The organism is Spirosoma harenae (assembly GCF_054776975.1).
The window spans coordinates 341,642-358,930 of sequence record NZ_BAAHBD010000010.1; the positions used below are offsets into that span (position 1 = coordinate 341,642).

The 17,289-nt window shown below is 45.3% G+C and carries 17 protein-coding genes; 8 read left to right on the forward strand and 9 right to left on the reverse strand.

What is annotated here, in order from left to right:
• Positions 1 to 90 precede the first annotated feature (90 nt).
• Positions 91 to 1,206 carry a T9SS type A sorting domain-containing protein gene (locus ACYVE4_RS15410; RefSeq protein ID WP_461041049.1) on the forward strand — a complete coding sequence of 372 codons (1,116 nt, stop codon included), beginning with the start codon at positions 91 to 93 and terminating at the stop codon, positions 1,204 to 1,206.
• Here the strand turns inward: ACYVE4_RS15410 and ACYVE4_RS15415 are convergent, their stop codons facing one another.
• Positions 1,207 to 2,184 carry a radical SAM protein gene (locus ACYVE4_RS15415; RefSeq protein WP_461041050.1) on the reverse strand — a complete coding sequence of 326 codons (978 nt, stop codon included), beginning with the start codon at positions 2,182 to 2,184 and terminating at the stop codon, positions 1,207 to 1,209. It abuts the gene before it with no gap.
• 78 nt (positions 2,185 to 2,262) lie between these two features.
• Positions 2,263 to 3,105, reverse strand: coding sequence for an acetyl-CoA carboxylase, carboxyltransferase subunit beta (accD, locus tag ACYVE4_RS15420; RefSeq protein WP_461041051.1), 843 nt, complete (start codon positions 3,103 to 3,105; stop codon positions 2,263 to 2,265).
• Positions 3,106 to 3,300: 195 nt separating this feature from the next.
• Between accD and ACYVE4_RS15425 the strand changes: the two genes are divergently transcribed.
• Entirely contained in the window at positions 3,301 to 3,741 is a 441-nt protein-coding gene (locus ACYVE4_RS15425; RefSeq protein ID WP_461041052.1) for a hypothetical protein, read from the forward strand.
• 159 nt (positions 3,742 to 3,900) lie between these two features.
• On the opposite strand, the gene ACYVE4_RS15430 is transcribed toward ACYVE4_RS15425, so the two are convergent.
• The 6 genes from ACYVE4_RS15430 to ACYVE4_RS15455 form a co-directional block, all read right to left on the reverse strand.
• Positions 3,901 to 5,631 (reverse strand): S41 family peptidase, encoded by a 1,731-nt coding sequence (locus ACYVE4_RS15430; protein WP_461041053.1) that lies wholly within the window; start codon positions 5,629 to 5,631, stop codon positions 3,901 to 3,903.
• Between the two features lie 101 nt (positions 5,632 to 5,732).
• On the reverse strand, positions 5,733 to 7,973 hold the full coding sequence (locus tag ACYVE4_RS15435; protein WP_461041054.1) for a peptidase domain-containing ABC transporter: 2,241 nt from the start codon (positions 7,971 to 7,973) through the stop codon (positions 5,733 to 5,735).
• On the reverse strand, positions 7,970 to 9,157 hold the full coding sequence (locus ACYVE4_RS15440; RefSeq protein WP_461041055.1) for an HlyD family secretion protein: 1,188 nt from the start codon (positions 9,155 to 9,157) through the stop codon (positions 7,970 to 7,972). The genes ACYVE4_RS15435 and ACYVE4_RS15440 overlap by 4 nt, the downstream gene beginning before the upstream one ends.
• Positions 9,158 to 9,318: 161 nt before the next feature.
• The gene (locus ACYVE4_RS15445; protein WP_461041056.1) at positions 9,319 to 9,561 is read right to left on the reverse strand and encodes a hypothetical protein; all 243 of its coding nucleotides are present in this window, start codon (positions 9,559 to 9,561) and stop codon (positions 9,319 to 9,321) included.
• A 66-nt stretch (positions 9,562 to 9,627) separates the two neighbouring features.
• Complete coding sequence (locus tag ACYVE4_RS15450) at positions 9,628 to 9,870, reverse strand: hypothetical protein (protein WP_461041057.1); 243 nt, start codon at positions 9,868 to 9,870, stop codon at positions 9,628 to 9,630.
• 80 nt (positions 9,871 to 9,950) lie between these two features.
• The gene (locus ACYVE4_RS15455) at positions 9,951 to 10,193 is read right to left on the reverse strand and encodes a hypothetical protein (protein WP_461041058.1); all 243 of its coding nucleotides are present in this window, start codon (positions 10,191 to 10,193) and stop codon (positions 9,951 to 9,953) included.
• Positions 10,194 to 10,557: 364 nt separating this feature from the next.
• Here ACYVE4_RS15455 and ACYVE4_RS15460 point away from each other — a divergent pair, with 364 nt between their 5' ends.
• Complete coding sequence (locus ACYVE4_RS15460; protein WP_461041059.1) at positions 10,558 to 10,833, forward strand: helix-turn-helix domain-containing protein; 276 nt, start codon at positions 10,558 to 10,560, stop codon at positions 10,831 to 10,833.
• Between the two features lie 88 nt (positions 10,834 to 10,921).
• Positions 10,922 to 11,221 (forward strand): Dabb family protein, encoded by a 300-nt coding sequence (locus tag ACYVE4_RS15465; protein WP_461041060.1) that lies wholly within the window; start codon positions 10,922 to 10,924, stop codon positions 11,219 to 11,221.
• A 73-nt stretch (positions 11,222 to 11,294) separates the two neighbouring features.
• On the opposite strand, the gene ACYVE4_RS15470 is transcribed toward ACYVE4_RS15465, so the two are convergent.
• Positions 11,295 to 11,708 (reverse strand): Ohr family peroxiredoxin, encoded by a 414-nt coding sequence (locus ACYVE4_RS15470; protein ID WP_461041061.1) that lies wholly within the window; start codon positions 11,706 to 11,708, stop codon positions 11,295 to 11,297.
• A gap of 353 nt (positions 11,709 to 12,061) precedes the next feature.
• Here ACYVE4_RS15470 and ACYVE4_RS15475 point away from each other — a divergent pair, with 353 nt between their 5' ends.
• The 4 genes from ACYVE4_RS15475 to panB all read left to right on the forward strand — a co-directional run bounded on the left by ACYVE4_RS15475 (position 12,062) and on the right by panB (position 17,216).
• Positions 12,062 to 13,843, forward strand: coding sequence for a tetratricopeptide repeat protein (locus ACYVE4_RS15475; protein ID WP_461041062.1), 1,782 nt, complete (start codon positions 12,062 to 12,064; stop codon positions 13,841 to 13,843).
• A gap of 129 nt (positions 13,844 to 13,972) precedes the next feature.
• Positions 13,973 to 14,845, forward strand: coding sequence for a DUF4292 domain-containing protein (locus ACYVE4_RS15480; RefSeq protein ID WP_461041063.1), 873 nt, complete (start codon positions 13,973 to 13,975; stop codon positions 14,843 to 14,845).
• A 25-nt stretch (positions 14,846 to 14,870) separates the two neighbouring features.
• Complete coding sequence (locus ACYVE4_RS15485) at positions 14,871 to 16,295, forward strand: murein hydrolase activator EnvC family protein (RefSeq protein WP_461041064.1); 1,425 nt, start codon at positions 14,871 to 14,873, stop codon at positions 16,293 to 16,295.
• 102 nt (positions 16,296 to 16,397) lie between these two features.
• Entirely contained in the window at positions 16,398 to 17,216 is an 819-nt protein-coding gene (panB, locus tag ACYVE4_RS15490) for a 3-methyl-2-oxobutanoate hydroxymethyltransferase (protein ID WP_461041065.1), read from the forward strand.
• Positions 17,217 to 17,289: the final 73 nt, after the last annotated feature.

Sequence of the window (17,289 nt, forward strand, 5' to 3'; positions counted from 1 at the left end):
TACCAGTAAAGAAATCTTTGTCAACTCGTATATGGTTAAACACTCCTTTTCAGTTATTAGCCTAAATCCGACTTCTTCCCTTACGTATTCATGAAACCGTTTCTACTTCTGGCATTTCTGGTGCTGAGTATTCCGTTGGCAAAAGCTACACATCTTATCGGTGGCTATGTTCAGGCAAAATCTATTTCGACAACATCGCTGACGTACCAGGTAACGCTTGTGCTATATATGAACGAAGTACAGGGGAAACAGGCAGCTGATCAGGCAGATTCGTACCCAATCTGTTTTGGCGATGGTACAACAAAAACAGCGGTTCGCTCGAACCGCTTATTCATTAACGACCGAACGGCGAGTATTAGTAGTTATACATTAATCCACACGTATTCAGGGCCAAGTACTTATAGTATAACGGCATCCGTCCCTAATCGAACCCTTGCCCAAAATATAACAAATGCTGACAGCCAATTATTTACACTTGGTACGACTATCTCAGCGACTCTCCAAAATCAAACGCCAACGCCCGACTATCCAATAACTAGTTTTCGACTTGGGCTTTATCAGAAAGCAACTCTTTCCTTAAAAGCCACCGACGCAGACGGGGATAGTTTGGTATATGGCCTGGCAAAATCATTAACTAATATGGGTACTGACGTCTGTAGTCAGCAAGCCGTAAAGACGTATCAATTTCCCAACGATCTGACACGTCAGGGAACTTTCAAACTCAATAATCAAACGGGGGATTTAGTTTGGGATAGCCCAACAAAAGAAGGAAATTACAGTGTCGCCATAACGATTTACGAGTATCGTCGCGGCCTGCTGATTAGTCAGACAACTCAGGAAATTACACTGCTTGTGTTAGACTTACCCGGAACACCTGGCTCAGTCCCAGCTTATGAACCAGCTATAGAAGGAAACAATGGTATCGTTACAGGGACTGTCGTTTACTCTGACCCGGATATACTATTTGTTACGTTTCCCAATCCCGTCGAAGGACCGTTGCAAGTGGTGATTCGAACCAGTAATCCAACCACAGCTACGATACAGTTGATGGATGCAAATGGCCGAAAACTACATGAATTAGGCTTCAGTAAAGCATCGCGCCATCATGAACAACTAATCGGGATGGACAGTCTAACGCCAGGCATCTACATGCTTCGGGCGGATGTAAATGGGCGATCTTTGGTCAGGAAAGTGGTCAAGAAATAGCTATAGCAATTGCTTCCAGGTGCCTTTTATCCAGTTATATTTCAGGGTGCTGGGCAAAGCATGCCAAAAATACTTGTTGACTTCCACCGCAAACGACGGCTGCATATAACAGTTTATAGCACACCCTTCGCAACCCGGCAACCGACCTTCCAGCGCCACTAATTGCTGCACTTCAGCAGAGCGATAGATCTCGAACAAATTATTGTCGATGCTGAATTCTTTCAGACCAAGGTGGTAACAGGGAAGCACAACTTTGTTTTCGGGCGAAATAACGATGGTCGTACTACCCGCCCGACACACAGGCGATTCGATGTGATTCCCCCCATCGCGACGAAGTTGTACGAACGCGTCATTGAGGTACACATTTTTCTGCTTCCCCCACCACGACATTTGCTGTAAGGCAGCCTCCGAAAATCGTTCTCCGGTTTCAACTGCATTATAGTCAAATACCGGATTCAGGATTAAAACCAGATCATTTGGCAGGCAAATCTCCTCATACATCTGCCTGATCTGGTGGACATTGTGTTCAAAGACTGTAAATAAAATATCCGGCCGTTCGCCCAGTTGGCGAGCTAACGCAATCGATTCCATTACTTTATCGAAACAAGCCACTCCGCGCGAACGATCATGCTCTTCCGCAATTGGTGAATCGAGAGAGAAATGCAGCATATCGACCAATCCACGCAGTCGCTCAGCCTGTTTTGGGTAAAGCAACGCATTGGTCGTAACGGTTGTGATTAGGCTAAGCTGTTTGGCTTCCTGAAGTAGTTCGGGTAATTGGCGATGTAATAATGGTTCGCCCCCCGTAAAATCGACAACTCGAACACCCAGCTTTTTAAGATCACGCAAATTCTGGCGAACATTTTCGAGCGTAACGTAAGGCGATGGCCGCTCCCAGATGTCGCAAAAACTACAACTCGCATTACAGCGGTACGTAACGTAATAGTTGCAAAGCACCGGATGAGAGACAAGGCGCATAGACGGGGCAGAGAGGTAAGGGCAAAGGGTAGAGGGTTGAAACGGTAAAACTTTTTACCCTCTGCCCATTGCCCTATGCTACAACAGCATCTTAAACAGATTCACGACCTTGTCTTTCAGATCTTTTCGATCAACGATAAAATCTAAAAAGCCGTGTTCCAGGACAAATTCAGCGCTCTGAAATCCTTTCGGGAGGTCTTTACCAATGGTTTCCCGAATAACACGTGGTCCAGCAAAGCCAATCAGGGCCTCAGGTTCAGCAATGTTAAAATCACCCAACATGGCATACGAAGCGGTTACGCCACCCGTCGTGGGATCAGTCAGGAGTGATATGTAGGGAAGTTTTGCTTTATCGAGCAAGGCAAGTTTCGCGGAGGTTTTCGCCATTTGCATCAGCGAAAAACCGGCTTCCATCATGCGGGCTCCACCTGACCGTGAAATCATCAGGAAAGGCGTTTTATTCTTGATCGCATGATCGATAGCCCGAGCAATTTTTTCACCAACGACCGACCCCATCGATCCGCCAATGAAATTAAAGTCCATTACGGCTATCGTAACTGTCAACCCATTCATTGGGCCAGACGCCGTCCGAACGGCATCTTTCAAACCTGTTTTTTCAATCGTTGACTTGATCCGGGCTGGATAAGCCTTTGTATCGACAAATTTGAGTGGATCGCCGGATTGCATATCAGCATCCATCTCCGTGAACTCGTTATCATCGAATAGAATCGAAAAATAGGCTTCTGAACCTATTTTTTCGTGGTAATTACAATGAATACACGTATACGCATTGAGTTTGTGCTCCCGTGTGTGCATTGCTTTTTTACAGTTCGGGCACTGATACCACAACCCATCGGGAGCTTCCCGTTTCATTTCGGTTGGGGTCTGTATACCTTTATCTTTTCGGACGAACCAGGACATTTTTTAGTAGTTGATTTTCTGGACAGGGGTGTAAAGGTACAAACAAAACAGTCCCAACAGGTATAAGTTCTGTTTGGGCTTCACAATTATCTACACGCTTTCTAGGATAGAAACGACTTCAATTCAGTGAAACCAGTTAATTGTTTTATACCAGGAACCCTTTTTTATGCCCGATAAAATCGTTGTTTTGCGCTCATGAAACATGTCTTCACTGCTCTATTTGTAGCCTTTACGGTATCAGCTTTCGGTCAGGCTTCGGTAGCCTATTACCCGTTCAACAGCGTTGTTTCGGTCAGTACCAACTCCGATAAGGCGTTCTGGCTTGATGCTCGTATGCAAACCAATACGTTGTTTGGCTCGTTGAGTACCACGATTTGCCCCATGATTAATGTGGCCCGAAAGCCGCAGGTTAATTATTACACCGGACTAGGGATCCGTTTCAACGTGCTGAATAGCATCGATGATCGGGATATTCTGGAAGGGTATTCCCTGCACGTCGGTGTCCGTGTGCGACCGCTTACGATGCTACCTAATCTGCGTGTTGCTTTCGAAATTGCGCCCTATTCACGTAAAGATTTCAAAACGGGCAACCTACAATCATCTCTTGGCTTGGTGTATCAGTTCAGTAAAAAATAATTTAGGGTGGCTAGCGCTAGATTAATTGTGCGTTAGCCACCCTAAACAAATTCAAGTTTTTTTGTCATGCTGACGAAGGAAGCATCTTACAATTTCCTGACTCAAGAATAAGGATAGTTTAAGATGCTTCCTTCGTCAGCATGACAAAAAACTTGTAAACTACTTCTGATTATACGTCATCGGACTATGTTCCAGCTTATCGGCCCGATCAAATAATTTCAGCGCTTTCTGATACGTATCGTCGCTTTGGCTGATAACCCGGAAGAATTCATTATTCTGCCCACCACGATTATTTTTCTGATAAACCGACCGTGCTACCAATGCTTTGATCTGCGTACGGATGTAAGCCTTCGAGCGATTAAATTCCTTTTCATTGAACTTGATACCCTCGTTCGTCGCCATTTTCACCAGATTATTCATCTGCTCATCCGTAATGTTGACAGTGCGATTAAATTCATCGAACGGCATTTTCTCCAATTTTTTCTGGTTTTCGCTCGTGTATTCCATAGCATACTCCCGAATGATGTTTTTGCCATACAATTGCACCAGATAGGCCGTTTGCCAGGTCGAATCGCGGGGGATGAAATAGTCGGGGGTGATGCCGCCACCACCATATACGATGCGGCCACCATCTGTTTTGAATTTCAGTTTCGGATCGTTTTTGATCGAGTCAGCAATGTAATACTCCCCACGTTTTGAGCGAGTTTCGAGATCTTTTTCGTAGTCGCCTTCCTGACCCGGCACATATGGTTTCTGAATACTTCGGCCACTAGGCGTATAATACCGAGAAATCGTCAATCGCAATTCTGACCCGTCGGAAAGTGTTACCGGCATCTGCACCAGGCCCTTACCAAACGAACGTCGACCTGCAATCAATGCCCGATCATGATCCTGTAGAGCGCCAGATACGATTTCGGAAGCCGAAGCACTACCTTCATCCACCAACACAACCAGCGGACCTTCTTCAAACTGCCCGGCAATATGTGCGTACGTTTTCCGGTCGTAACGATTGTCTTTACCATCGGTATAGACCAGCAATTTATTACCCGAAATAAATTCGTCGGCAATGTTGGTAGCCCGATCCATGTAACCACCAGGATTATTGCGCAGATCGAGCATAAGCTGTGTCATACCTTTCGCTTTCAGCCCTGCCAATGCTGTTTTGAACTCGTCGTAAGTAGTTTCGGAAAAGCGGTTGATTTTGATGTAGCCCGTTTTTCCATCAATCATATACGATGCGTCAACGGAATAAGTTGGTATTCGATCGCGCGTTAGGGTAAAGTCCTTCAGTTGCTTATCGCCCTTTCTCATGATAGACAATTTCACCTCCGAACCTCGCTTTCCTCGTAGGGCCTTAAATACAGAGCCATTTTCAAGTTTGCCACCCGTTGCTAACGGTTTGTCATCGACCTTGATTATTTTATCGCCACTCAAAATACCGGCAGCTTCGGATGGACCACCTGCGAGTGGAGTAACGACGTAAACCGTATCCTTGTAAATATTGAACTCAACCCCAATTCCATCAAAACCACCTTCCAGTTGCGACCGGGCCGCAACAGCATCCTGTGGATTGATATAGGCCGTATGCGGGTCGAGTTTCTGGAGCATTTTCTCAATCGAATAATCGACCAATTCGTCGGTATTGACTGAGTCAACGTAATTATTTTCAATCAATTGCAGAATTTCCCGGTACTTGGTATAGCCACGTCCAATGTTGTTCAGGCTTTTGGTACCGCCAAAAAATGTAGCGCCAATAAGCATTCCTCCCGCTAACGTAACACCTAGTATCATTGGTAGCCGAACGGTTGCTTTATCGTTCTGAATCCGAGGTTCTTGTCCGTTGAGTTTATGACCGGCGGGGTCATCGTTTGTATTCAATCTATCTTCCATTCGCTTGTTGCTTAACAGGTGGCTTTTCTACTTTCTAAACGCTATGAAGATAGCGAAATGTTTACCAGAAACTGAATACGTTCTTAAAAAATCATAATTTCTCAAACCACCTCTGTTTGCTGCTGCCAGAACTGCGAATACGCCTTTCCATTTTTGAGCAAATCGACGTGTTTTCCCTGCTCAATAATCCGTCCCTGCTCCAACACGACAATCTTATCGGCCTTCCGAACCGTACTTAGTCGGTGGGCAATAATGATGATCGTTTTCCCTTCTTTACGGAGCTGTTGCACAGTACGTTGCACAAACTGTTCCGATACCGAATCCAGTGCCGACGTGGCTTCGTCCAGAATCAGAATTTCGGGTTGTCGATATAAAGCACGGGCGATGGCTAATCGCTGGCGTTGACCACCGGAAAGCGTCGCGCCATTTTCTCCCAGATACGTTTTATAGCCATTCGGCATTCGTTCAATGAAATCGGTAATGCCTAATTGATCGCAAATGGATAGCAACCGTTGCATGTCTGGCTCTTCTTCCCCAATGGCAATGTTATCAATCACATTACCGGCGAAAAGATCGGTCTTTTGGGGCACTACACTCACAACCTGTCGCAGGCTATCTGGATGCAGGTGTTTGATGTCGTAATCGCCGATGAAAATACTACCGCTCTGCAACGGATAGAGCCCTTGTACGAGCGACATAAGCGTCGATTTACCCGAACCACTTTCGCCGACAACGGCTGTGATTTTCCCTTTGGGCATTGTCAGCGTCAGATCGTCAAACACGGTAGCTCGGGTACCATATCGGAAGGTTACGTTCTGGAAGCGAATCTGCCCAACCATATCAGGCTGTAGCTGAACCTTATTCTCATTCGATTCGCGGTCGAGGTCCATAATTTCAAATAGTCGGTCAGCGGCAATAATCGCTTCCTGAATGCTACGGTTGGCCCCGATCAAGCTACCCGCCGGGCCTGTGAAATAGCCGATGAGCGCGTAAAAGGAAAGTAGTTCGCCCGGTGTCAGGTCGTTTTCCAGGACGTATCCAGCCCCTACCCAAAGCAGAATAATGGTAAATAATCGGGTGATCAATTCCGATGCATTACCAGCATAAATTCCCGCACTACTCGTCTGAAAAATCGTTTGTAACAAAGCAACGAATCGGTTTTCGGTTTTCTGGCTGGCAAACTGCTCTAATCCAAACCGCTTGATCGTCGGCATCGCATTAAGCGATTCGACCAATTGTGCTTCCAGGTCAGCCGAATTTTCCATCAGTTTCCGCTGATACTGCTGGTTAAATCGGTTCATCACCCAGTAGACACCCGCGTAAAAAGGCACGATCAATATCAGAATCAGGGCGAGTTTCCAGTAATAGGTAAACATCAATCCGAACGAGAAAAAGACGATCAGTACATTTACGAGCAGGCCAAGTGCCACATCATTCACAAACGTCCGAATTTTGACCGCATCGTTAACTCTGGAAATGATCTCCCCTACCCGCATTGTGTCAAAGAATGACTGAGGTAGAGTCATCAGGTGTTTATAATAGCCCAGAATCAGAGCAGCATCAATCCGCTGGCCGGTTTTTAGGTTAAAAAAGCTTTTGGTTGCACCAATAAAAATTTGCAGGATCAGCAGGCCAATCATGACAACACTAAGCAGGTTCAGCAAATTACGATTGCCATTGACCAAGACGTTATCGACGATTTTCTGAATGTAAATGGCCGACGATAATCCTAGAACTGTATAAATCAACGCTCCAAACAGTGCCTGAAACATAACAGCTCGGTGAGGTTGCAGCAATTGCCAAAATCGTTGAAGAACAGATACTTTCTGGTTGCCTATTTCAAACGTTTCATCAGGAACCAGTAAGACCAGCAATCCCGTCCAGACTGATTTGAATTCATCGGGCGATAAGTGACGCATCTGTCCAGTAGCCGGGTCCATCACTGTAATCTGCTGAGGAGTAACCCGATAGATGACTATGTAATGCTGTAGCTGGCTATTGGGGATATTGACGTGAGCAATTGTTGGCTGGGGAATTTTCGACAAGCTTTCGAACGGAGCCTTAACACCTTTAGCCTGAAAACCAAGCTTTTGAGCCGCTTCAACTATGCCCAATACGGTAGTACCTTTTTGGTCAGTAGCAGCCAGCTGCCGAATTCGGGCAACGGGCAATAGAAGTCGATAATAGGCCGCAACCGATACCAGACAGGCCGCTCCACAGTCGGTGATATCCCGTTGTTTGATTCTCACCCGGCTACTAATGCCTTTTTCGGCAATCCATTCGCGCGTACGCTCCAATAACTCGAACGCTTTTCCATTTTTACCTGACTGCGTGACGTTCATATGGTTTTGCCGCCCTCCTTCTGCGCACTTGCTGTAGCTGGTTTTGGATTGTTTATAGCCGGATTTAGCCAATCATCCGCTTTGTCATATAGTAACTGGAAGATTGAGCGTCGGGCCACTTGAAAGCGCGTTTGTACAGTCATTCCCTTTTTCAGTCGTCCCTGATAGCCATTTTGTAACGATAAGTAGGGTCGATCTAACTGGCATCGGACTTTAAAAACGGGTTCGCCATTTGTGGTTGTGAAATCGTTTGCAATGTCAATGACTTTCCCAGTAAGTAGCCCCCATTGGTTGTAATTAAAGGCATCGACTTGCAGACGTACCGGTTGTCCAGGCTTCAACAAGCCAATATCTTTGGATGGTACGTAGGCTTCGGCAATTAATGTGGAGTCAGGAGAAATAATGGCCAACACATCGCCTGGTTGTACATAACTGCCCGCATAACGTCCGGCCAATTGAGAAGCCGTTCCGCCAACAGGTGCTTTTAATATGTATAGTTCCTGCTCTTCGCTGAGCTGTTTTACCTCCGTTTCAAGGCTCGCTAAATCTCGTTTACTTTGCGTCAGGTCCGTCTGCCAGTCGCTACGCTGCTGTTGAACTAAGGTGTTATAACGGGCCAACGCGGCTTTATGTGCGTAAAGTGCGTCTTCGTATTCGAGCCGTGCAATGACTTTTTGAGAATATAATAATTCAGCCGTTTTGAGTTCGCGTTTACGCTTTTCCTGCAAATTCCAGCTCTCTTCAACAATTGCCCGAAATTGATTGTATTCCTGCCGATAGAGTGGAGCCGTCAGACCGCTGACTACTTGCCAGGACTTCCTTGTTAGCTGATCTAAATCCTGAATAAAACCTTGTTTTTCAGCAATTTGCTTGTCAACTAATTGTTTGCGGGTTTCCAGCGCATCAGATCGGAGCTGAAATAAGGGGTCTCCCCGTTTAACGGATTGCCATTCGCGCACCATCACTTTTTCCACAACAGCTCCGGCAGTGGCTTTTACTTCGCTCCGTTCTGAAACGGGTCGAATCAGTCCATTAGCCTGCACCGAAACATCAACATAAATAAATGGCAGCGCCAGTAAGGTTAGGAATACAACAGCCAGTACGGTTGTGTAAATCAGCTGACTTCGTACAGTTACGCGAGGTAAATACGTGACTAAGCCATAGGAAAAGTCGTTCTCGTTCATGATTTTTCGTTGAGTAATTGACTTCTATATACGTATAACTAAAAAGCAGGGATTTGACCCATGAGCCAGAAACAATTGATACGTTTCTTACTCTCCGGGCCAAATCCCTGCTTTACTTCTATTACTTCACCGGGCTAATTTACCCGGCTCATTTCTATAATTTACGATTCGCTCGAGCTAAAATTAAAGAGCGCGCTCGTCACTGGGTTTACACTCGTGCTATTGCCGCTGAACAGATAGCTGTCGCCATTGAACAGGCTATTGCCACTTACATCAACCAAATCGGCGACGAGTATCGAACCTATATTACCAATGCTAGTGGAATCACCACCGCCATTGTTATTGATCATTTCCTGGTTAGTTAGCTCCTCAATACCGAGGGTAGCAAAATCGAACGTTTTCATAACGATAAAGAATTAAGTGAAAAAATATTTACTCAATTAACTGCATTGCGACCTACTTGTCGTCGCTTATGATTCATTCGTGGTGACGCTAACGCCCACACCTGTACTTGGATTTACACTGGTCGAATTTCCACTGAATAAGGCATAGTTGCCGTTGAACAGGCTATTGCCGCTCAAATCGACTAAATCACCAATAGAGATTGAACCGATGTTTAGTAGGCTGGTGCTATCGCCACCGCCATTATTATCAATCATTTCCTTATGGGTCAGCTCCTCTACACCGAGAGTCGCAAAATCGAACGTTTTCATAATGAACTAAAATTTACGTGAAAAGAAATCACTCAATTAATCACTATTTCGACTGACATTTAGCCAATCTGGTTCTTCAATTATGACTCACTCGTACTAAAATTAAAGAGTGTATTCGTCACAGGGCTAATGTCAGTCTGATTACCGCTGAACAGCGCGTAATTTCCGTTAAAAAGACTGTTGCCGCTTACATCGACTAAATCGCCAATAGCAATTCCGCCGATATTTCCGATGCTGGTGCTATCGCCACCGCCATTGTTGTTAATCATTTCCTGATTGGTCAGCTCCTCTACGCCGAGGGTAGCAAGATCTACGATTTTCATAACATTATTCATTAATTATACCTACTCTATAAGCTTTTCGGCAGCCGCTTGGCAATAGACAATTAATAAGCTGTTCACGAAAAATTGTTAGCTGTTATTGCCGTTTGCCTGGGACAAAGTTGGGGGATTAAGTGGCTGATGCTGATAACTAAACCTTATAAAAAAATAGCTTTCAGTTATAATTTTATAACTACTTAGGGTAAGACCAGAACCTCACTATTTACCAAATCGGGCAAAAATAGAAATCTAAACCCCAACCGACTTTCGTAGGTTTACCTACCAATCAATAAAGAATACGTATCCATATGCCACGACGATCTACGCTTTTAGTATAGTAATAAGTTGGATTAAACCTTAGTAAATTATGCCAGTACTATCGGAGAAGCTTCGTCGGTTACGTCAGTTATTTGGATATTCGCAGGAGTACATTGCTTTCAATATTGGTATGACTCAGCCCGCTTACTGCAAATGGGAAAGTGGGCAGACCCAACCCTCCATCAATAAGCTAGAAGAGCTGGCTAATTTATATCAGTTAAGTTTGGGAGATCTGATCAACGATAGTGATCTGGATATCATTCGCAAGCTACTGGCGGATGAGCATTTTGCGGAAAAATTGATGGGACGTGGGGATGTTAATTAATCCCCTTTACCTTACTTTCGCCCCCCGCTTACTGGAAAGTATTCGTACTTTTACGGGACCATTTTTATAATTCCTCCCAACCAAGATTATGTTTGTTCACACAGTTTTTTTCTGGCTCCATCATCCCGAAACCCAGGCCGACCATGATGCGCTCCGGGCAGGCCTTGAATCCCTAAAAGGTATTACCGAAATCTCAGCCGCTTACATCGGAACTCCTGCCGAAACCCGTCGACCAGTTATCGATCATACGTATGACTTTTCGTTAACCTTCGTTTTCGCGGATAAAGCTGCACACGATACGTACCAAACACATCCGGTCCATCTGGCATTCGTAGATAGCTGCGCACACTTATGGCAGCGTGTACAGGTGTATGATGCGATTGGCTAGCATGGGGCATAAGGTTGAGGGCATAGGGTAGATTTTACTTTAATTAACCCTATGCCCAACGCCCTCTGCTACTTCACACCAACACTTCGATTTTCATTTCCATATTGCCTTTCACCGCTTTAGAATAAGGGCAAACGGAATGAGCAACCTCGGCGAGTTGTTGAAGTTGATCGTGATCCATACCGGGAGCTTTCACGGTAATTTTACCCGATAGAAACATATTGTTTCCATCTTTATTCAGCGAAATACTGACTTCAACGGCATGTTCTGGCAAAATGATTTTCCGCCGGTCAGCAACTGTCATCAGCGCACTATTATAGCACGAACTATAAGCTGCGGCAAATAGCATTTCAGGGTTAGCGGCCCCTCCTTCCCCATGCATCTCGACCGGTCGCTTGACATCCAGTTCTAAAACCCCATCGAGCGATTTAACATCACCTTCGCGTCCGCCAACATTACTGACTGTGGCAGTGTATACAGTTTCCATTAATAAGAGTATTGTGTTTTTGAGTAGGTAGCCTGATGGCTATTGAGGAATAAACCCAGGCCTCCACGAAAAGTTATTGATTGCAAATTTCATTTCTCAGGCGATTTTCCCAGTTTATTGATAATCAGACCAGACAGGCAAAGTATTTGTATAGGAATCGAAAAGCGAGGAACTAGTTGTAAAATCCGTTTTAGCCAGCGATTCAGGTCAGCCTCCCGATGGTCTTTGCGTCATATGCAGCTTTCTGCTATTTTAAACTATCTTTGTCTAAGGAACTTACTTACTTGTGAACCGCAATAGAACCAGACAGAGCGCGTTTTTTTGTAAGTACATTTGTCTATACACTGACCGGCATGAATACGTTATATAAATTTTTCTGCAATCGACTTCTGCTTGGGTGGATTGGGAGCCTGACAATGGTTCTCTGGTTCAGTTTGACACCAGCTTCGGCACAACGCCGACGAGAGCGAGCAGAGCCCGATACGGCATTAGCCAAAGCTGGATCGACTACAACGACAAAGATTGAAGCCGAAACTCAATTCACGGAGGGCGTTCGATATTTGATGACGGATGAACCGGCAAAAGCCATCGCTCAATTCAACAAACTGCTTCAAAAAGAACCTAATAACTCAGCTGCTCAGTATTCGATTGCCACTGCCTTGCAGAAAACAGGCAAAATTGCCGAAGCCATTCCACATGCTGCGAAAGCCCATTCAATAGATGGTCAAAATAAATATTACGCACTTCTATTAGCTGAGTTATATGTTAAACAAAAACGCTATTCAGAAGCCGAAGAACTTTACGAGAAGCTACTCAAAAAAGGGCCCGAAAATGCTGAGTATGGGGTTGAGCTGGCTGCTATTTACCTCTTTAATGAAAAACCCGACAAAGCCCTCGAAGCCTATAATTTGGTCGAACGGGAATTAGGCCTGAACGAAGAAATTACCCGGCAGAAACAGCGTATTTATCTTAAACAGAACAAAATAGACAAGGCTGTTGAAGAGGCAGAGAAATTAGTATCTTCCGAACCATCCGACCCGGATTATCTGCTCGAAGGGGCTGAGCTATTAATTGCCAATGACCGAACCGATCAGGCAATAACCTGGATTGATCGGGCACTAAAATTAAACGCAGATTCTCCACAGGCCCACGTCCTGCTAGCCGATATCTACCGTAAAAAAGGCGATATGGCCCGCGTTACCCAGGAACTTAATCAGGTGCTGGCTAACCCAAATCTGGAAGCTGGCCTAAAAGCAAGAATTCTATCGAGCTATGTAGGCATGACGGGCGAAAGTCCAGGTGCTCAGAAAGATGCGCTTAACATGGCACAGAATCTGGCGAAAACCTCCCCCAACGATCCTAAAACACAGGTGATGCTGGCAGATTTGCTGATGCAGCAAGGGAAGAAAGCAGAAGCGCGAGATGCTTATGCTAAAGCAGCCCAACTCGATGGTTCGGTATATGAGGTTTGGGGAGCATTACTCCAACTAGATGGCGAATTAAATCAGGTAGATAGCTTACTGCTCCATTCCGAAAAAGCTCTCGAAGTCTTTCCAACGCAAGGTTTATTCTGGTATTCGAATGGGTCAGCGAACCTGTACAAACGGAAGTATCAGCAGGCAGTTGATGCACTGGAAGAAAGTAAGAAACTGCTGGTTTCCAACTCCAACAATGAATTAAAACGGGGAATTGATGCTCAGTTAGGCGATGCATACAACGGACTAGGCGATTATGCGAAATCGAATGAAGCCTATGAAGCCGTTCTGAAAGTGGACCCAATCAATGACCACGTTCTGAATAATTATAGCTATTTTCTATCCCTCCGAAAAGAAAATCTTCCACGGGCTCAGCAACTAGCTCAGAAACTGGTTGAACGGAATCCAACCAATGCAACGTATTTAGACACCTATGCCTGGGTACTATACGTTTCGAAAGATTACGCCAAAGCACGGCAATATCTGGAAAAAGCCATGGCTGATCCGGCTAATGTAAGCGGCACAATTATAGAGCATTATGGCGATGTCCTTTATCAACTTGGTCAGCAGGATAAGGCAATGGAGCAGTGGAAAAAGGCCAAAGAAAAAGGTGGTGCCAGCCCCGATTTGGATAAAAAGTTAGCTACCGGAAAGTTGTAACAACGGTTTACGATTTACACCGGGCCGTCGCTACGGTGATTAGCAGATTAACAATTTTCCGCATTGGCTACCGTAGCGACGGCCCGGTGTAAACCGAATACCGTAAACCGCGAACTGTAAATTGCCCAAATGAATAAATATCTGTTTTTTAGTTTCATACTAATTGTCTTACTGAGTTCGGAAGGTTGTCGACGAAATCGAATGTCGCACTCCAGTGGCTCAATTACTTCTCCATCCCCTACTCCTGATTCTAGTATTGCCGTTCGCCCAATCGCAGTTCCTCCAAGCGATTCATCAACGGCTACCAAAGTAGGTCGACCTGGCATTGAAGAAGCCCGTGCCAATGTTGCTGAAATTGATTTTCGCTACCTGACAGCCAAGTCGAAAATTTCGTTTAAAAGCCAGCAACAGGACATCGACAATGCGAATGTGAATATCCGGGTTCGCAAAGACAGTCTAATTTGGGTATCCATTTCAAAGTTGGGAATCGAAGCTGCCCGAGGATTAATTACGCGCGATTCCATTACGATCATGGATAAGATCCATAAAGAGTATTCGGTCTATGATTTTCCCAGCCTGAGTCGTCAGTTTAATTTCAGTATGAATTTCGAATTGCTTCAGGCTTTGATTGTTGGCAACCTGCCACTTCCAAAACGCCCGGCGCAAAAGATCAAAAATGAGCGAGATTACCTGCTGTTGCGTCAGAGTGAAGGCAAGGTATCAGTGGAAAATTATATTGGCGAGAATGATCGTAAACTAAAGAAATTAATGGTCACAGAGCAGCCAACCAAGAACACTTTACGACTGGACTATGAGGATTTTGCTTCACTAAACAACTTTCTATTTCCGTATACTAGTTTAGTGACACTCGATTACAAATCGCAGAAAGATGGTCAATTCTACCAGACTCTGCTCCAAATTAAACACAACAAAGTTGAACTGGTCGATAAAAGTCCGGGATTCCCGTTCACTATTCCTGCAAATTATACTCGTCGCCCATAACGTCTATCCGTTGGTTTTCAGAGCCATGTTTCCTAAATCTTCATTTTCTTTCCAATCTGTTTGCTGGTCAGTAGTCCAACTAGTTGCCCTTAATCTAATCGGGTTTTCGGCAATGGCGCAGGCTACGCAAACCCAGCAGAATAGGCAAATTCTGGAAAAAGAGAAAAAGCAGAATCAGGAGAAACTGGCTCAGATTCGTACGATTCTAAAGCAAACGTCTACAGAAAAGCTGGCTGGCTTAGGGCAGTTGAAGGCAATTGAGCAACAGATCCAAACGCAATCGAATCAAATTAATCTGCTAAATAAAGACCTTAGGCTAACTGAATCTGAGATTGTTGAGTTACGCCAGGCCAGTCAGGCACTTACGCAGGATTTAAATAACCTAAAGGAGGAATATAGCTCCATGATCTACGCAGCGGATAAGCGTCGGCAGCAGGTTAATTCATTAGGATTTTTGTTCGCGGCCAATAACTTCAATCAGCTCGTTGCCCGGTATCGTTACCTGCGCCAATACTCTGATGCCCGCCAGAGCCAGGTTCGTAAAATGAACAATATTCAGGTAATGTTGCAGGGCAAACAAAAAGCAACTCAAAATAAGCGGCTGGCCCAAAAAAGTACCATCAACGCGAAGCTACAGGAGGGCAAAAAACTGCAATCGCTTAAAGAAGAGAAGAATACTGTTGTTAAGGAATTAGGACAGAAAGAAACAGAACTTCAGCAGGAATTGGCCGAAAGTCGCCGGGCTATTGGCCGATTGGAAACAATGATTACGCGCCTGATTGCCCGCGAAGCGAGAGAACGGGCTGAACGCGAAGCGCGTGAACGAGCCGAACGTGAGCGACTTGCCAAACTGGAAGCAGCTCGAAAAGCAGCTGAGCGCAAAAAGGCGGAAGAAGCGATTGCAGCCGCTGAAAAAGCGGGCGAGAAACCAGCTGCCGAAGATGTGGCTAAAGTAGAAAAACCGGTCGAACCAGAGGTTGTTAAAAAACCGGATGAACGGCGAAACAACAATCTGAACGATGAAGAAACAGCATTGGCATCATCGTTCACATCTTCGCGGGCTCATCTGCCCTGGCCAGTTACCAAGGGATTTATCTCCGATCGCTTTGGCCGAAAACCCCATCCTGTCCTCAAGGGTATTTTCGTTGAAAATCAAGGCATTGACATTCAAACCAATGCCGGTGAGGGTGTTCGATCTGTTTACGACGGAATTGTTCAGGATGTAACGAATATGCCCGGCATGAACAACGTCGTCGCCATTCAGCACGGCGATTATTTTACCATCTACGCGAAACTCCGAAGTGTATCGGTCCGAATTGGTCAGCGTGTAAAGGCTCGTGAATCCATCGGAACCGTAGCTACCGACAAAAATGGCGTCTCTGAAATCCAGTTTCAGATCTGGAAGGAGTTCACCAAACTCAACCCCGAATCCTGGTTAACACCAAGGTGAAAGTCATGAAGTTATAAAGTTGTATAGTTATTGAGTTGTATAGTTTGTCCTCTCCTGCTTACAACTCTATAACTTTACAACATTATAACCCTACGACTCAAAATGTCTGTTCATAATCCCGATATAAAGCGCGTTACGACGCATACCATTCAGGAACTGAAAAATAAGGGAGAGAAAATCTCTGCACTAACTGCCTACGATTACTCAATGGCGCGGGTAGTTGACGCGGCCGGCGTCGAAATGATCCTCGTCGGCGATTCGGCCTCGAACGTTATGGCAGGCCATGAGACAACGCTACCGATTACCCTCGATCAGATGATTTATCACGCCAGTTCCGTTGTGCGAGGTGTGAAACGAGCTTTGGTTATCGTCGACTTACCGTTTGGCTCTTATCAGGGTAATTCGTCAGTAGCGCTCCAGTCGGCCATTCGCATCATGAAAGAGTCGGGTGCGCACGCCGTAAAAATGGAAGGTGGTCTGGAAGTGAAAGAATCGATTGTCCGTATTCTGAGCGCAGGCGTTCCAGTTATGGGTCATCTCGGATTAACTCCTCAATCCATTTATAAATTTGGTACGTACGCCGTTCGGGCGAAAGAGCAAGCCGAAGCAGAAAAACTAATGGCCGATGCCCGTATGCTCGAAGAGATTGGTTGCTTTGGCCTGGTACTGGAGAAAATTCCGGCAGTACTCACGAAAAGCGTCTCGAAAAGCCTTCATATTCCAACCATCGGCATTGGCGCTGGTCCCGACGCCGATGGACAGATACTGGTTATTCATGATTTACTTGGGATCAACAACGAATTTAAACCGCGCTTTTTACGTCGATACGCTGACTTGCATAAGGTTATGACTGAGGCCATTGCTCACTATGTCGATGACGTAAAAGCAAACGACTTTCCGAACGAGAAAGAAGCATATTGAGTTAGAACATAAAGAAAAGGCAGACGAAGACATCAACCGTCTACTCAATGTCTTTGGTTTTTAGTCTGAAAAT

Bases quoted from the DNA above. Each gene is read 5' to 3' on its own strand.
- ACYVE4_RS15465 (WP_461041060.1), top strand. From the start codon at position 10,922: ATGTTTGTTCACACAGTTTTTTTCTGGCTCCATCATCCCGAAACCCAG.
- ACYVE4_RS15470 (WP_461041061.1), bottom strand. From the start codon at position 11,708: ATGGAAACTGTATACACTGCCACAGTCAGTAATGTTGGCGGACGCGAA.
- ACYVE4_RS15425 (WP_461041052.1), top strand. From the start codon at position 3,301: ATGAAACATGTCTTCACTGCTCTATTTGTAGCCTTTACGGTATCAGCT.
- ACYVE4_RS15455 (WP_461041058.1), bottom strand. From the start codon at position 10,193: ATGAAAATCGTAGATCTTGCTACCCTCGGCGTAGAGGAGCTGACCAAT.
- ACYVE4_RS15460 (WP_461041059.1), top strand. From the start codon at position 10,558: ATGCCAGTACTATCGGAGAAGCTTCGTCGGTTACGTCAGTTATTTGGA.
- ACYVE4_RS15435 (WP_461041054.1), bottom strand. From the start codon at position 7,973: ATGAACGTCACGCAGTCAGGTAAAAATGGAAAAGCGTTCGAGTTATTG.
- ACYVE4_RS15485 (WP_461041064.1), top strand. From the start codon at position 14,871: ATGTTTCCTAAATCTTCATTTTCTTTCCAATCTGTTTGCTGGTCAGTA.
- ACYVE4_RS15450 (WP_461041057.1), bottom strand. From the start codon at position 9,870: ATGAAAACGTTCGATTTTGCGACTCTCGGTGTAGAGGAGCTGACCCAT.
- ACYVE4_RS15410 (WP_461041049.1), top strand. From the start codon at position 91: ATGAAACCGTTTCTACTTCTGGCATTTCTGGTGCTGAGTATTCCGTTG.
- accD (WP_461041051.1), bottom strand. From the start codon at position 3,105: ATGTCCTGGTTCGTCCGAAAAGATAAAGGTATACAGACCCCAACCGAA.
- ACYVE4_RS15415 (WP_461041050.1), bottom strand. From the start codon at position 2,184: ATGCGCCTTGTCTCTCATCCGGTGCTTTGCAACTATTACGTTACGTAC.
- ACYVE4_RS15430 (WP_461041053.1), bottom strand. From the start codon at position 5,631: ATGGAAGATAGATTGAATACAAACGATGACCCCGCCGGTCATAAACTC.
- panB (WP_461041065.1), top strand. From the start codon at position 16,398: ATGTCTGTTCATAATCCCGATATAAAGCGCGTTACGACGCATACCATT.
- ACYVE4_RS15475 (WP_461041062.1), top strand. From the start codon at position 12,062: ATGAATACGTTATATAAATTTTTCTGCAATCGACTTCTGCTTGGGTGG.
- ACYVE4_RS15480 (WP_461041063.1), top strand. From the start codon at position 13,973: ATGAATAAATATCTGTTTTTTAGTTTCATACTAATTGTCTTACTGAGT.
- ACYVE4_RS15440 (WP_461041055.1), bottom strand. From the start codon at position 9,157: ATGAACGAGAACGACTTTTCCTATGGCTTAGTCACGTATTTACCTCGC.
- ACYVE4_RS15445 (WP_461041056.1), bottom strand. From the start codon at position 9,561: ATGAAAACGTTCGATTTTGCTACCCTCGGTATTGAGGAGCTAACTAAC.